Below are 16374 nucleotides of genomic sequence, written 5' to 3'. Positions count from 1 at the left end.
TCGATTTTTATTGAGTAATTAAAGAATAAGAATGCACTCTATGCGTCACTTAAAATTAGATGTTATTACCTGCGAACAATCATCATCAAATATACTTTATTAAGCACAAATTATCTCAAATAAGATGCTCTTGACATGACACAGGTAGAGTGATTCATCTCGCTCCTCCAACCAAAACTCAACGTCCTGCAATCACTTGAAATAGCCAGCCAAAAAGCATCACACTCAAGAATATCACGCCTCCGACAATTAACATCAAACCCAACAGCAACACCGCCACAAATAGCCAATCGGCTTTTTTGCCTTGTTCCGGGGAACCTAAATGAGCGTCCAGCAATTCTATATTTTTGACATTAGCTTTCCAAGCAACATCCAACAAGTCTCCGGCCACTGGTACCGTGCCGGCAACTGTATCAAACACGATGTTAGCAGCCATTTGTACTAAAGTCTCTTGAGGCACTCCCATTTGAGCGGACTTAAAGACAACATAACCTGCAAAGATTGAACTGATTAAATCGCCGCCGCCCGGTATCAGTCCCAATATCGGATCGAGTCCGATGCGGTATTTTGTGCCGGGAATCGGAATTGCATTGTCTAGTAAATGGCTGATGCGGCGGAGTCGGCGCAAGGATGCAACATGAGATGGGCTGGGAGTATTTCCGGAAGAATTTTGTATAGGAGAACGTGACATTTAATTACTCTCGATTGCGATATTAATGCTAGTTTATGATATTTATTGAAGCATACTCTAGTTGGGTCTCTATGCCTCAAGAAAGATTTTTAGTAATTTTAGCCGATCGCCTTTTGTTTGTTTTTGAATGCACAGAAACCCGGTTTCTGTTCAAAACCGGGTTTCTTGCTTCTAGCTGGGGGCTTTTAATTTAGCCTGTTATTTGTTGCCTTCAGTGAAGTCGGCGTCAATCACGTCGTCGCCGCCACCTGTTGGGCCGCCGTCTCCGTAGCCGCCGGGGCCGCCAGGGCCATCAGTTGGGCCGCCTGCTTGCTGGTACAGGTTGCTGCTGACAGCGTAGAATGCTTGCTGCAACTCTGTTGTCAAGGTTTTGATCCGATCGTCATCTTCACTGCCGATCGCCTCGCGCAAGTCTTTGAGCAACCCTTCAATCTTAGTTTTGTCAGCAGGGGGGACTTTATCACCCAATTCTGCCAACTGCTTCTCGATTTGATAGGCTTGAGAATCAGCTTGGTTTTTGCGATCGATCCTTTCGCGACGCTCTTTGTCAGCAGCCGCATTTGCCTCGGCTTCCTTGACCATTTTCTCGACTTCATTGCTGGGCAAAGTAGAAGCACCAGTAATGCTAATCGATTGCTCCTTGCCAGTACCTTTATCTTTGGCAGCTACATTCAAAATACCGTTAGCATCGATATCGAAAGTAACTTCAATTTGAGGTACGCCACGGGGGGCTGGTGGAACTCCATCTAAGCGGAAGGTTCCCAAATCCTTGTTATCATTCGCCATTTCCCGTTCGCCTTGCAAAACGTGAATTTCCACGTTTGTTTGGCCGTCTACAGCAGTCGAGAAAGTTTCCGACTTCTTGGTAGGAATAGTGGTGTTGCGGGGAATGATTTTGGTCATCACGCCGCCCAAGGTTTCGACGCCGAGAGACAGCGGAGTAACGTCGAGCAACAGGATGTCTTTGACTTCGCCGGAGAGTACGCCGGCTTGAATTGCTGCACCGACTGCAACCACTTCGTCCGGGTTTACCGTTTGGTTGGGTTCTTTGCCAAGGAGTTTTTTGACCAGTTCTTGCACGGCAGGAATCCGGGTAGAACCACCAACTAAGACGACTTCATTAATTGCAGATTTGTCTAATTTGGCGTCGCGGATCGCATTTTCGACGGGGATGCGGGAGCGATCGATCAAATCCGAGCACAGTTCTTCAAACTTGCCCCGCGTCAAAGTCGTGTCCAAGTGTTTTGGCCCGTCTTGAGTCGCGGTAATAAACGGCAGGTTGATTTCTGCTTGCGTAACGCTTGACAGTTCAATCTTGGCTTTTTCTGCTGCTTCCGTCAGGCGTTGCAGTGCTTGTTTGTCTTTGCGAAGGTCAATGCCTTCGGCTCTTTGGAATTCGTTAGCGATGTAATCTACGATTTTTTTATCGAAGTCGTCACCGCCGAGGTGAGTGTCTCCAGAAGTTGCTAGCACTTCAAATACGCCGTCGCCTACTTCGAGAATAGATACGTCGAAAGTACCGCCACCTAAGTCAAATACGAGGATGGTTTCGTTGCTCTTTTTATCTAACCCGTAAGCTAAAGCTGCTGCTGTAGGTTCGTTAATAATCCGCAGCACTTCTATACCGGCAATTTTTCCTGCGTCTTTCGTAGCTTGGCGCTGGGAGTCGTTGAAGTAAGCGGGAACAGTAATTACCGCTTGGGTAACAGTTTCGCCGAGGTATTTGCTGGCGTCTTCTACGAGTTTGCGGAGAACTTGTGCAGAAATTTCTTCTGGGGCAAATTGCTTGCCGCGGGCGGGACAGTCCAGTTTGAGGCTGTTGCCGACTTTGAGGACTTTGTAGGAAACTTCAGTGGTTTCATGGGCTACTTCATCAACCCGACGCCCGATAAACCGTTTTACTGAGTAAAAGGTGTTTTCGGCGTTCATCACGGCTTGACGCTTGGCGATTTGTCCGACAAGTTGATCGCCATTTTTAGCATATGCTACTACAGAAGGTGTGGTGCGACCCCCTTCGGCGTTGGCTATGACGGTGGGTTTGCCGCCTTCCATAACTGCGACGCAGGAGTTTGTCGTACCTAAGTCAATTCCAACTACTTTTCCCATAGGGGTGTTCCGGCTCCAATCTCTACAAAATTTTGGTGTTTTATCTGTGCGATAGTCTGGTTATTCAGGACTGCGATTTTACCTCGCGGTTTACGGGTAGTGAGTCCTGCTTTAATACAGTCTTCGATAGGGTGCTGATCTCTATACTGCGGGCGGTAGACCTTGCGATGAAGGGGTATTTACCGAACCTGTTGGGGGACGGTTGCATCCGTGAGGCTTGCACCGCTACAGTTGTTGACTGCTTTTCTTTACTCTTCCCAATGTACGGTGTGCGATGGATTCGGGTATTGTGGCAAACCGTATACGTTGTGTTGTATTTGCCGTCTTTGTTGTATAAATTTTGTTTGGTTGGTATGGGCGATCGGTTTTTTGACTTCAAATCAGGTTTAATATCAATTCTGAAAAGGGACACGGCAATGCCCTGTCCCTACCCGTTTACTTCCAGGCTGTGCCTGGGAAGGAATATTTATTGAGGGAGAGCCTCAATTCCACCTCCTGGGAATCTCGGAAAATTCAATAATTTTCCCGCTTTTCATTGCTATTTTTTACCGATCAGCAGAGCTGCTGGAAAGTAACTCAGAGCTTCACCAATTGCCAACGTACCGTTACTTTCTACCGCCTGATTTGTAATTGCATCTTTCCAAACCGACGGCATTTGCTCGGATAATTTCAAATTAGTATCTTTCCAGACTTGTTTGCCGATCGGCATTTCTTCCGGTTTGACAATTCCCGTCAAAAACCGGGGAGCAATGACAATAACGGTAGTCTCTCCAAAGCTTCTGGCAAAGGCAACAACATTATCTTTAAACGTGCCAACTGCTTGCAGGGGCAGATAGTCGCCTGATTGAAAAACTTGCAAGTATTTTTTTCTCGCGTCTAGCGCTCTTGCCGTCAAAAACAACTTAATTCTAGCGTCTTCTCGCGTCGCAATCAAATCTTCAACCAGTTGCAAAATATCCGTCTGAGCTTGCTCTTTAATTTCCCGCAAAACCTCGATTCTGCGCTCAAAATCAACGGGACGGCGGTTATCAGGATCGACGTGGCTTAAATCCCAGAATTCCGTCCCTTGATAAATGTCGGGAACGCCCGGAGCCGTGATTTTCAGCAGCGTTTGAGATAAAGAATTGAAAATTCCGTAATTAGCTACTTTTTTGCAGAAAGGTATAAATTTGTTGAGAAACTGATTTTGTTCCGAAGGTTCGAGAACGCTATCGACAAAGGTCATAAAACCAGCTTCGTAGTCGTTATCCGGTCTCAGCCAAGCCGTATAAACTTTTGCTTCACGGACAGCTTTAATCACATAATCTTTCAGGCGATCGACATAATCGGTGTTTTCAATTCCCTCAAACGGAAAACTGCCTAGCAGAGTTTGGTACAGGAAGTATTCGTCATTAGTATCTGGAACCATTCGATTCACAAAGTTGACTTTCTTAGAAGAGTTTACCTCTCTCCAAGACCTGACTTGCTGTTCCCATTCATCGGGAATTTCTGACAAAACGTTTATTCTGGCTCGCACATCTTCGCCGCGTTTGGTATCGTGGGTAGCTGTGGCATTCATTTTGTGCGGCCAAGCGACTTGCTGTTGTTTGTTGAACTCGTGAAAATCTCCCAGCGACACGCCAAACTGACTGGGATTTCCTCCCACTTCGTTGAGGGATAAAAGCCGATAGTAGACGTATAAAAGCGTGTCTTCAACGCCTTTTGCCATTAATGGGCCTGTCAACTGCTGGAGTTTCATTACGAAGTGCCTGCGCTGCTCTTTTTGTTCTGGTGTTAGAGTTTCTTCTTCTTCGAGCAACAGCACCGTTTCGATAAAGTTAAGTTCCTTGAGGAGTCGCGGTACTTGTTCTTTGGCATGGGCGATCGCATATTTTACGTAAGTGCGATCGGACTCTCTCAAACCATCTTGATTGATGTAAGTTCGGTAGACTGGAAAAATCGTCAAAACTGCCGCCAATGCTTTTTCCAAACCGGGACGAGTAAAGTCGTTTCCCTGTCTCGATTGACCTGATATATTCTTCAAAAGTTGAGCTAGATTGTCTACATCTCCAGCCAAGTTTTTCTCAACAATCAGCCCTTTTTTATCTAAAAACAACTGTTCGTAAGGAACATTTAAGCGAGTAAATCTCTGATAGATTTCGCTAAATTGCTGCTCGCGATCGCACCGACAAAAAACGCCGTTTACGTAATTCAAAAAGTCGTAGCCGCTAGTTCCCTCAATCGGCCAATATGACGGCAAATCTTCTTCGTGTTCCAGAATCTTTTCAACAGTAATATAAGTGTCTCCGATTTTCTCCCGGAGCCGTTTCAAATATTCTGTGGGGTCGTAAAGTCCATCGATGTGGTCTATTCTCAATCCAGTAAACTTTCCCTCATCAACCATGTCGAATATCAGAGCATGGTTTTTGTGAAAAACTTTAATCTCTTCAACTTTTACCGAAATAAGTTCGTTGACTGTAAAAAACCTTCGGTAGTTAATTTCTTCTGCCCCCACTTTCCAGAAAGACAGACGGTAAAACTGCTCGGAAAGCAAATCGTCTAGCAAATTAAAGCTTTCGGGATTTCCCTTTTCTCCGTTAAAAACTTTGATATTTTCATCTATAAATTCCTGCACAATGGGATTTTGATTGTAGAGTTCCCACAGCAGTCCTTTGACAAAAGCTATCTGATCGTATCGGGTTTTACCTTTAGTTTCTGAAGGTGTATTTTTAATTAAATAAAGAATCCCTAAAAACTTGATAAAATCTGGATGGCGTCTGCCTAACTCCCTAGCTAAATGCCCCAAATTATGACTGATAAATTTAGCATAAGATTCAATTCTTACTGGCAATTGTAAACTATAATAATTGATGGTCAGCCCAATCTCGCTGTATTTGAGTTGAATCTCGCCATTTTCCAGACACTCTCCATAAAAATTGCCCAGCAGCGGAGCCAGCACTCGACCCCTGAGATGTTCGTAAGCGTGATTCCATTCAATATCAAAGTAATCGAAATAGTCGGAATCCGGCCCGTGTTCCAATACGTCTAACAGCAGCAAGTTTTGAGTGTCGTAAGCCATGTGATTCGGAACAATATCTTGCAACCATCCCATGTTCCGTTTCTTGATTTCGTATGTGAGGGCTTCAAAATTTTCTGATGTTCCCAAATCGGGATTGATCTGATTTGAGTCAACGACATCGTATCCGTGAGAGCTGCCTTTTCTGGCTTTAAATATTGGTGAAGCGTAAAGGTCGGTAATTCCTAAATCTTCCAGATAGCTAAGGATTTGTTTGGCGGCTTCAAAGTTAAAACCTCCATGAAATTGAATCCGATAAGTTGTTGTGGGAATTCTCATCATGTTAATTTTACTCCTGGTTTTTTAGGGTTTTCTCTTTTAATATAGGAGGCAGAGCCTCCTCTACTGCATTCCCAGGCAGAGCCTGGGAATGAGAGAGGCTCTGCCTCCCGTTTCTTGTTCCTAGGCAGAGCTTAGGAACGCCTGTATTTGAGGCTCTGCCTCGACTTTTAATTATTCTAATTCGTAAAGTGCGAAACTCTGCGGTTTAACGATCAATTTTTGCTCTGCATTTATTTTTTCAGGCAAGCTAGAACCTGAACCCATCCATTTTTCATCAGCCGAGTCTAAAATTTTGTGACCGTTGCCTTGGGGCAGTGCAGCCGTAAAAGCTACATCTTGCGTGTTGAAGTTTAGAATGCAGAAGAGCTGGCTGTCATCTGTCCAGCGACGTAGAAATAAGATTTTTTCCGCTTCAATGCTGGATACTTCTAGACTGTTTTTGTCGAGTTTTTTAAGGGCTGGTATTGTCCGCCGCAGTTGAATCAGATGTTGATGCCATTCCCAAAGGATTTTGTGTTTGCCTTCGGTTTGTTTTTCCCAGTTTAACTTACACTTATGGAAAGTCTCAGGACTCTGGGGGTCGTGAAACTCGCCTCTGCCTTCAAAGATTTTAAATTCTTGTTGTTTGTCTTTGCGGATAGCTTCAATTAAGTTTTCGTCCGAGTGGGAAACGAAGTAAAAAAACGGTGCTTCTTCTCCGTATTCTTCTCCCATAAAAAAGAAGGGAATGTAGGGAGAAATTAAGACTGTGCCGGCTGCAAGTTTCAATCCTTCAAAGTCAACTATTTTGGATAGTCTGTCTCCCAAAATGCGGTTGCCGATTTGGTCGTGGGTTTGGGCAAACACCAGAAATTTATGACCCGGTTCATCCTTAACAGAATTGCCGTGTCTCCGCTTTCTGTGGGGGGCGTACTGGCCGGAGTAAACAAAGCTTTCTTTGAAGGCTTTTTCTAAGTGTTCGCACTTGCCGAAATCTTGGTAGTATCGGTCGTCTTCTCCGGTGAGCAAGGCGTGCAGTGCGTGGTGGAAATCATCGCACCATTGAGCGTCTAATCCGAAGCCACCGAGTTCTTTGGGACGTACAGTGCGGACATCATTTAAGTCACTTTCGGCTATTAAGTAAAGTTTTCGTCCTAGCTCTTGGGAAATATCGGCTGTGGCATCGGATAGTTCTTGTAAAAAAGGTCTTGCACCTACTTCAAATATTGCTTGAATTGCATCTAATCTCAGGGCATCGATGTGATAGTCTCGAAACCAGTAGAGGGCGTTTTCAATAAAGTAGTTGCGTACGCCGTCGCTGTAGGCATCGTCGAAGTTGAGGGGGTCTCCCCAAACTGAGCCGTATTTTGAGGTAAAGTAGGGGCCGAAGTCCCTGAGATAATTTCCTTCGGGGCCGAGGTGGTTGTAAACTACATCGAGAATTACTGAAATACCATGTTCGTGGCAGGCATTGACGAGTGTTTTGAAGCCTTGGGGGCCGCCGTAGGAGTTTTGAACGGCGTAGGGATATACGCCGTCATATCCCCAGTTTCGCTCGCCAGGAAATTGGGATACTGGCATTATTTCGATGGCGTTGATTCCCAATTCTTTAAGTTGTTTTAGCTGGGGAATTATTGCTTCAAATGTTCCGGCTTGGGTGAATGTGCCGACGTGCAGTTCGTAGATAATCATTTCGGCTAGTGGCACGCCTTGCCAATTTCTGTCAGTCCAAGTAAAGATACTTTCATCTATTACTTGCGACGGAGCGTGTACGCCTTGGGGTTGATATTTTGACGCTGGGTCTGGTCGCTCAGTTTTTCCTTCGATTTGGTAAGTGTAAAGGGTTCCTGGTTCGATGTCTGTAGCTGTGGTTTGCCAATAACCTTCTGCCGATTGTTGCAGGGGTATGAGGCGTTTGTTTGGGGAAACAATTTGGACTGCGATTTGTTTGACGGTGGGCGCCCAAACGGTGAATTCACATTGGTTATTGCCGAGGTAATTTGCTCCTATCTTCACTTTGAGCTGTTCTCCTTATAAAATAGGTTGGTAGTTCGATCGCCCGACGCGCCATCAAATGCTTTGCCCTTAACGTTCAGCGCCTGTTTAGACGGTAATATTACTTAATATAACAAACAACTAACTTTAGACAGAGGCATCAAAGGCAAAAATTGTGTAATGGGCAAAATTAGCGGTTGGTTGTGTCTAAATTAGAGCATGAATCCGCACGGGGGCGATCGCCAAATTAACGGCCTGGAAGCGTTAATATTTCTGGTTGATATCATGTCGAAAATCTACCTAAAGGTAGGTCGAAAATCAGCGCGAGTGTGGACTTTATGGTTATGGCTTTTGGACGGGAAATCTGCTGCAATCTCGACTCAGCGGAGTCTCGGGAGTGGTTGGTCACAAACGGGATCGGCGGTTACGCTAGCGGGACGATCGCAAATCTCCTCACCCGCCGCTATCACGGCTTGCTGATAGCCGCCCTCAAACCCCCGCTGGGACGCACTTTGATGCTGGCCAAGCTGGACGAGACGGCGGTGTATCACGATCGCGCCTATCCGCTTTATACAAACCGCTGGGCCGACGCGACGATGGAACCCCACGGCTACAAATACATCGAAAGCTTTCACCTAGAAGGCACGACGCCTGTTTGGAGGTTTGCTCTCGCCGACGCTATCCTGGAAAAGCGGATTTGGATGCAGCAAGGTGCTAACACAACATATATTCAATACCGCTTGCACCGCGCCTCACAACCGATCGCCCTCGCTGTCAAAGCCCTAGTCAACTACCGCGACTACCACCACACGACGAGCGCCGGTGACTGGCAGATGAGCCTAGAAACCTTGGAACGCGGGGTTTGCGTGACTGCATTTCCCAAGGCTGCACCCCTGTATTTGCTGACAGATGCCACACCAGAGGCCAAATTTCGAGTCTCTGCGCCCTTATACAATTGGCATTACGGATTTGACCTAGCAGCCGAAAAGCGCCGCGGATTGGATTGCTGCGAGGATCACTTGCAGGCGGCGACTTTTCACATGACGATCGCACCGGGAAGTTCTCTCACATTGATAGCCAGCACCGAGAAAAATCCCGAACTCAACGGCGGTACAGCTTTAGAATCGCGTCACACTTATGACCAACAACTGCTGCACAACTGGTCAAAAGTGAGCGCATCTCCCGACTGGATCAATCGCTTAGTGCTCGCCGCCGACCAATTTATCGTCAGCCGCCCGCTACCGGAGGAACCCGAAGGCAAAACGATCATCGCCGGATATCCCTGGTTCAGCGACTGGGGGCGCGATACGACGATCGCCCTGCCCGGTCTCACAATCTGTACCGGGCGATCGGAAATTGCGCGATCGATTTTGCGGACATTTGCGCGGTATGTCGATCGGGGGATGCTGCCGAACCGCTTCCCGGATGCGGGCGGCGAACCGGAATACAACACCGCAGACGCCACCCTGTGGTACTTTGAGGCAATTCGCGCTTATATCGATGCCACGGGGGACGACAAACTTTTGAGCGAACTCTGGCCTACTTTATGTGAGATTGTTGATTGGCACATACAGGGAACTCGGTATAACATCCGCGTAGATCCCGATGACGGTTTAATCTACGCGGGCGAAACCGGCGTGCAACTGACTTGGATGGACGCGAAAATCGGCGATTGGGTGGTGACGCCTCGGATTGGTAAGCCGATCGAACTCAGCGCGCTTTGGTACAATGCTATACAAGCTATGGCAAGTTTTGCTCGAAAACTGGGCAAGCCTCACAATGAATACCAGCAATTGGGCGATCGAACAGCCGCCGGATTCCCTCGCTTCTGGAACGCCTCAACCGGTTACTGTTACGACGTTCTAGACGGCCCCGACGGACACGATAGCTCCCTGCGGCCCAACCAAATATTCGCCGTATCCTTGCCCCTAGACTCGATTCCTCCTCACTCCGCCAACTCATTGTCAGCGGGGATGCGCCAAGAAACCCGCTATACACCGTTACTGACGCCCATCCAGCAGCGCGGCGTGGTGGACGGCTGCGCCCAACAGCTTCTAACTTCTCACGGCCTCCGCAGCCTCTCGCCGCAGCACCCGCAGTATCGCGGCGCATACGGAGGCAACCAATTGCAGCGCGACAGTGCCTACCACCAGGGTACAGCTTGGGGCTGGCTGATTGGCCCGTTTGTCTTGGCGCACTTGCACGTATACAAAGACCCAGGACAAGCTCGCGAATTCCTCCAACCGATGACACATCATATAATGAGCGGCGGAGTTGGCAGTCTGGGCGAAATTTTTGAGGGCGACGCCCCCCACTCGCCCCGAGGCTGCACGGCTCAAGCTTGGACTGTGGCTGAGGTGCTGCGGGCTTGGTTGGCAATTAATACTGTGGGTGTTTAAATGGGGAATGTTATGTTTGGTGGAAAAAGAGATTTATGGCATTATTATTAGCGGGCGATATTGGCGGAACAAAGACGATTTTGCGCTTGGTGGAAAGGACTGTTAACGGTGAAATGAACGCTCTTTACGAGTTTCGCTATCCGAGCGGGGAGTTCCCTGATTTAGTACCGATGGTGCGGCAGTTTTTGACGGAAGCTGCTATTAAGTTAAATTTTGCACCACAACCTGAAAAAGCTTGTTTTGCGATCGCCGGGCCGGTAGTCAACAACAGTGCAAAACTGACTAATTTGCCTTGGGTGCTGGAAGCAAAGCGTCTGGAACAAGAATTAGGAATATCCCGCGTCAGTTTAATTAATGATTTTGTTGCGGTTGGCTACGGCGTTTGGGGTTTGGACGATCGAGATTTGCACGTTTTGCAAGTAGGAAAACCCCGCCAACACGATCCAATTGCTGTGATTGGTGCGGGTACTGGTTTGGGAAATTGTTTTGCAATTCCCGAAGCAAATGGCATCAGAGTTTTTTCTTCGGAAGGGGGACACGGTGACTTTGCCCCTCGCTCGGAGTTGGAGTTTCAATTGCTGAAATATTTGTTAGCAAAACACGACATTCAAAGAATATCGATCGAGCGTGTAGTTTCGGGACAAGGGATTGTTTCAATTTACCAGTTTTTGCGGGACAGAAAGTTCGCTCCTGAATCGCCGGAGGTAGGGGAAGTTATCAAAAAATGGGAGTCAGAAATCGGTAAAAGCGAGAAGAGTGTCGATCCGGGGGCGACAATTGCACAGGCGGCACTCAAAAAGTGCGATCTGCTTTCGGAACAAACAATGCAAATGTTTGTAGAAGCTTACGGCGCTGTGGCGGGAAATCTGGCTGTGACACTTTTACCTTACGGCGGTTTGTACGTAGCTGGCGGCATTGCTGCTAAAATTTTGCCGCTGATTCTAGAAGGGGGTTTTATGCGAGCTTTTAGGCACAAAGGCCGGATGGATTCGCTGTTAGAAATGATGCCAGTTCGATTGGTTTTGAATGATAATGTAGGGTTAATTGGAGCGGCGGTTTGTGCAGCAGGTCTTTAGTTAATAATTGTATGGTGCGTCAGCTTTCAGCTTATAAATTTTTGAATAAATAATGCTCTGCTGACGCACCCTACTTAGCTATAATTATGTCATCTTCAAAATCTTCTCAGCAGCACCTTCAGATACAGGCATTACCGATAACCGATTACCTTTCCTCACCACCCAAATCTCATCAGCGCTAAACTTTTGTTTCAGTTCATCCAAAGATATTAATTTAGCAAACTCCTCAACAAACTCCACTTTCACAGTTTGCCAGCGAGGAGCATTTAACTGCGATTTAGTATCGTAATATTCGCTATTTATATCGAACTGAGTCGGGTCAGCAATCTCAGTCTCAACGACGCGCACCAACCCAACTATTCCCGGAATTTTAGTATTGGAATGGTAAAAAAATACTAAATCTCCCCGACTCATTGCTCGCAGAAAATTGCGAGCTTGATAGTTGCGAACGCCGTCCCAAGTACAAGTGCGATCGCTCTTCAAGTCGGCAATACTGTAAACATCCGGTTCCGACTTCATCAGCCAATAATTCATAAAATATCCTTCCGCTTCTGCAACCATAGAGTCAACATCAAATAAACAAAAATATGCACGCACAAAATACCCCAGTTCAAACCCAAATTTTCCCATGTTGGATCGTAAACCGGAGTAGGCTCAAACGGCTGAGGAAGGGTACCCCCATCCGGCAATGTAGTAGGCGCGGGAACCATCCCATTCACATTAACTAAAGAGCCGTAAGCACCCACAGACCAGCGGCTTAACATCAGCCAAGAAAACTTGCTCGCCGCACCTTCCATCTTAAACAAAACTCCAGAAAAAATAATTTGAGGCAGCAATAAGAGAGGCAAAGCGCTGTTAGCTTGAGAGCTATTTTTAACAATCGCGGAAACGACTAATCCGAGACTTATGCAGCTCATTAAAGTTAGGAATGTGGTAATACTTGCTCCCAGAGACCAGGAAATAAAACTCGGTTCTGGGGATTTAAACGCACTCAGAATAACTCCTACCATTAACAGCGTTTGCAATACTGCCAAACCAGAAAGTATGAAAAACTTTGAACCCAAATAAGCAAACAATCCTAAATTTACCAAACGTTCGCGCAAATAAATAGCAGATTCTTTAACAATTTCTTGGAGAGAAGTTGCCAGCCCCACCCAAATAGCCGCGCAAGTAAATACAAATAAAACTCTGAGGGCTAAAGGTGCTAAAGTTGCCTCCGGTGCGCCAATTAACGGGTCTTTATCTCTGACCGCTAGCCGCAGCAAACTAATGCCGATCGGAGCCGTTAAAAGAGCTAAACTCAAGTTAACTAAGTCGCGGGAAACGAGTTGAAAATAGCGCTGGGCAAGCAAAACGAGTTGTTTGACAAAAGATTGAGATTTTGGTGCAGAAGGTGCTGAAGGTATTTGTGCATTAGCCTGGCCTGTGCTGAAGTGGTTGACAATATAGCGCTGATAGTAGGGAGATTTGTTAAACTTTTCTGCCCAGCTTTGAAGGTTAGTTTCTCCTGTTTCTAATTCGTTGTAAATGTCTGCAAAATCACTTGTTTTGACATCGAAAAAATCCAGCGCTTCCCTGGGCGGGCCGAAGTAACAAAGGCGTCCGCCGCGACCCATAAACACAATACGATCGCACATCGTGATATTTGCCGTCGCGTGAGTCACCAGAATCACCGTCCGGCCTTGATTTGCCAACTTTCGCAGCAGTTGCATCATCTTCTTATCCAAACCCGGATCGAGTCCTGAAGTCGGTTCGTCTAAAAAGAAAAGTTTCGGATCTGCTAACAGTTCGACTCCGATGCTGACCCGCTTCCGCTGTCCGCCGCTAAGCTGTTTTACCCAAGCCTTGCGGCGGTGAGTCATTTCAATATCTTCTAAAGTTTTTGCGACTACCTGCTGGACATCTGTATCGGGAGGTAAGCGCAATTGAGCTGCATAACTCAAGACTTCTTCTACTGTTAAATCTGCGTGTACAATATCATCTTGAGGCACGTAACCGATTTGATTGCGGTAAATATTGAAGTTTTGGCGCAGGTTGTCGCCATTGAGAAACACAGCGCCGTTAGTAGTTTTTTCAATGCCTAAAAGCGTCCGCATTAAAGTAGATTTGCCAGCGCCGCTACCGCCGACTAAAGCCACAAACTGCCCCGGTTCGATCGCCAAAGTGATGTTATCCAAACGCTTCGGAATCACCAGACTGTCAGCATCCAAACGAATTTGATGGCCGGAGTCTTGCATCTGCAACTCACCGCTGCGGTAAGTTAGAGTAAACGGGCCGATCCGAATTGCATCTCCCTCGGACAACTGTACAGAATTTGTCACTCGCTGACCGTTAACCAAAACTCCGTTAACGCTGTGGTCTCGCAAAATATAATTACCGCGGCTGTCTTGGTCGATTGTGGCGTGGCGTCTAGAAACCAGCGGCGCATCTAATTGCAGCGAAGCGTTTGGATCGCGGCCCAACAAAACCGACCGATTCTTAAGAAGAAGTGACTGCTTGCTAGGGACAGCAACCTGATTCGCCAGCGGATTAAAATAACTCAGCAAAATTTGATTTTGAGGATCGAGACCGATTTTAATTTCTGTACCGTTTTTCAGACAATAACCGTCATTGGGAGTGATGCGAGTGCGATCGACAAATAAGCCATTAGTGCTCGGCCGCTGCCCGTCACCGTCGTAAATCCAGTAATTATCCCCAATTTGGCGCAAAACACCGTGAATCCCGGAAACTGCCCGCCAAGCATCGGGAATCACTAAATCAGCACGAGTGCGATCGCGCCCCAATACGTGCTGCTGCTGTTTTAACTCTAACTGTAAAACCTCCCCTTGATTGCTTAATACTATATAAGGTCGATCGCTTAAAGCAGTCAGTTGTCCTATATTGCCTGTCATACTTCAATCGCGGTTTTTGCACTCACTTTTGTCAGCATATCAAAAGTAAGGCAACAATCCACTTATATTAAGCAAACCTATTTGGCAACAACCGACAAACTGCGAAGCCGATTAATTGCCGCCGCCAATTCAAACCGTCGAAACATGGCAAAATCCCCTTCAGGAAAAGGCGATAAAATATCCATCCCCTGCGCGTCAATATCTGCCATCACCAAATCTATGATTTCCGACAAAGTGCGTTTCCCGTCCATGTATTGCTGCTTAGCATAAACCATTGCCGCAGCGATCGCCCTTAACTGTCCGCTGTCCACAATTTGCTCAACAGCACCCAAATCAATATCCTCAGTTCCAAACGCCAATTCATCAACATCCCGCATCTTCACCCGCACATCTCGCCGTCCCCGACTCGGATCTAAACTAGCAGGAATCGGCACTCTTTGAGTAATCTCACCAAAATTTTCTCCCCCTTCAGCAGCGCGGCTAGTCGAGTATTTTTTAGAAATTTCTTTAGCTTTTTTAGTCACATTATATGCGTGAAATTTATCCATTGAAATCACAGTATCTGCCACATCAAAATAATCGCCACTTCCCCCCATTATTAAAATAGTCGATACGCCATAATCTGCATACAATTCTCTCACTTTATCAATAAACGGTGTAATCGGTTCCTTATCCTTAGCGATGAGTTCCTGCATTCGGCGATCGCGAATCATGAAATTCGTCGCCGCCGTATCCTCATCCACCAATAAAATAGGCATTCTCCCCACTTCCAAAGCCTCAATAATATTAGCAGCTTGCGACGTGCTACCGCTCGCATTTTCAGTATAAAATTGTGCAGTATCTCTACCTTGCGGCAAGTGGTTAATAAAAGGCGAAATATCAACTCCCGCCACACTTCTGCCATCTTCCGCTCTAATTTTAACCGCCGCAGGATTAGTCACCACAAATTCCCGACCATCTCCCGGAATTCGGTTGTAAACTCCCAACTCGATGGCCCTGAGTAAAGTAGATTTGCCGTGATAGCCGCCTCCAACAACCAAAGTAATGCCAGCGGGAATACCCATACCGGAAATCAAACCGCGATTCGGACAATTAAACTCAACTTTTAATGACGGCGGCGACTGAAAAGCCACAGCATTATTTAACAAAGGGCGCTCGTCAACACCCGTGCGGCGGGGCAAAATAGAACCGTCAGCCACAAACGCAACTAATCCTTTTTCAGCTAACTGTTCCCGCAGCCAGTCAGCATCTTCTACAGTTTCAACGTGACGGCGACATTCAGCCGCATTTAAGTGAGAATATTTGAGAGAATTGCTAACAATTTGGGGAATATCTTCGCACAGCATTTCAGCAGCTTGTCGCCCTAAGATACTGCGCCCTCCCGCTGGAAGTCCGACGGCAAACCGCAGTTCAACTCCTCCTAAATCTGCCATATCGGATGTATTTGACGAAATGATAAATGCGGAAGTTCGCTCTAAAACTTCTTGTCCGAAGCGAGTCACTGCAATCATACCACTTTTCCCAGTGCCACGTTTGCTGCTGATGCTGTGTGCTGCTCGGTCAAACTGCCGAGTCAGGTAATCTCGCAGGGCTATTTCTCGACTGCGAGAGTTGAAAAGTTCGCGGGGAATTTGAGCAATGTTGGGGGGAACTATGACTCTAAATTTACTGGGAGAAGCAAACGGATCTCCCTGCACGTAATCAATAATTAATGTGAATTCAGAAAAGTCGTAGTTACCTTGAATGTCTTTGTAGGCTTTGTAGCCTCGATTGTCTAGTTGCAGTAAATGCCGTTGCAGGCTTTCTTTCTTAATCATTGGTTATTACTGGAGTTTAGACTAAGAAAAGCTGGCTCAGTTAGAAACTGAGGCATAAAAAATCAATTGGGCAGCCAAATATA

Annotated in this window: 9 protein-coding genes; 2 read left to right on the top strand and 7 right to left on the bottom strand. The window is 46.6% G+C overall.

Annotation, left to right across the window (positions count from 1 at the left end; all coding sequences use genetic code 11):
* Nucleotides 1-178: 178 nt before the first annotated feature.
* From QUA53_RS23215 to treZ, 4 genes are all read right to left on the bottom strand, one after another.
* Nucleotides 179-691, bottom strand: a complete 513-nt coding sequence (locus QUA53_RS23215) for a DUF4112 domain-containing protein (RefSeq protein WP_333100046.1) — start codon at nucleotides 689-691, stop codon at nucleotides 179-181.
* 198 nt (nucleotides 692-889) lie between these two features.
* The gene (dnaK, locus tag QUA53_RS23210) at nucleotides 890-2797 is read right to left on the bottom strand and encodes a molecular chaperone DnaK (protein ID WP_333100045.1); all 1908 of its coding nucleotides are present in this window, start codon (nucleotides 2795-2797) and stop codon (nucleotides 890-892) included.
* Nucleotides 2798-3335: 538 nt separating this feature from the next.
* Nucleotides 3336-6131 (bottom strand): malto-oligosyltrehalose synthase, encoded by a 2796-nt coding sequence (gene treY / locus QUA53_RS23205; protein ID WP_333100061.1) that lies wholly within the window; start codon nucleotides 6129-6131, stop codon nucleotides 3336-3338.
* A gap of 174 nt (nucleotides 6132-6305) precedes the next feature.
* On the bottom strand, nucleotides 6306-8129 hold the full coding sequence (gene treZ / locus QUA53_RS23200) for a malto-oligosyltrehalose trehalohydrolase (protein WP_333100044.1): 1824 nt from the start codon (nucleotides 8127-8129) through the stop codon (nucleotides 6306-6308).
* Nucleotides 8130-8446: 317 nt separating this feature from the next.
* Between treZ and QUA53_RS23195 the strand changes: the two genes are divergently transcribed.
* Nucleotides 8447-10507: an amylo-alpha-1,6-glucosidase gene (locus QUA53_RS23195; RefSeq protein ID WP_333100043.1), complete on the top strand. Its 2061-nt coding sequence runs from the start codon at nucleotides 8447-8449 to the stop codon at nucleotides 10505-10507.
* Between the two features lie 35 nt (nucleotides 10508-10542).
* Entirely contained in the window at nucleotides 10543-11583 is a 1041-nt protein-coding gene (locus tag QUA53_RS23190) for a glucokinase (protein WP_333100042.1), read from the top strand.
* Nucleotides 11584-11667: 84 nt separating this feature from the next.
* Here QUA53_RS23190 and QUA53_RS23185 read toward each other — a convergent pair whose 3' ends face one another.
* The 3 genes from QUA53_RS23185 to QUA53_RS23175 form a co-directional block, all read right to left on the bottom strand.
* Nucleotides 11668-12117 (bottom strand): EVE domain-containing protein, encoded by a 450-nt coding sequence (locus tag QUA53_RS23185; protein WP_333100060.1) that lies wholly within the window; start codon nucleotides 12115-12117, stop codon nucleotides 11668-11670.
* On the bottom strand, nucleotides 12114-14474 hold the full coding sequence (locus QUA53_RS23180) for an ATP-binding cassette domain-containing protein (RefSeq protein ID WP_333100041.1): 2361 nt from the start codon (nucleotides 14472-14474) through the stop codon (nucleotides 12114-12116). Before QUA53_RS23180 ends, QUA53_RS23185 begins: the two co-directional genes overlap by 4 nt.
* 77 nt (nucleotides 14475-14551) lie before the next feature.
* Nucleotides 14552-16291: an ABC-ATPase domain-containing protein gene (locus tag QUA53_RS23175; RefSeq protein ID WP_333100039.1), complete on the bottom strand. Its 1740-nt coding sequence runs from the start codon at nucleotides 16289-16291 to the stop codon at nucleotides 14552-14554.
* Nucleotides 16292-16374: the final 83 nt, after the last annotated feature.

The organism is Microcoleus sp. Pol12B3 (assembly GCF_036701355.1).
GTDB lineage: Bacteria > Cyanobacteriota > Cyanobacteriia > Cyanobacteriales > Microcoleaceae > Microcoleus.
The sequence above is the reverse complement of the archived record's forward strand: the minus strand, read 5'-3'. Positions and strand labels throughout refer to the sequence as shown.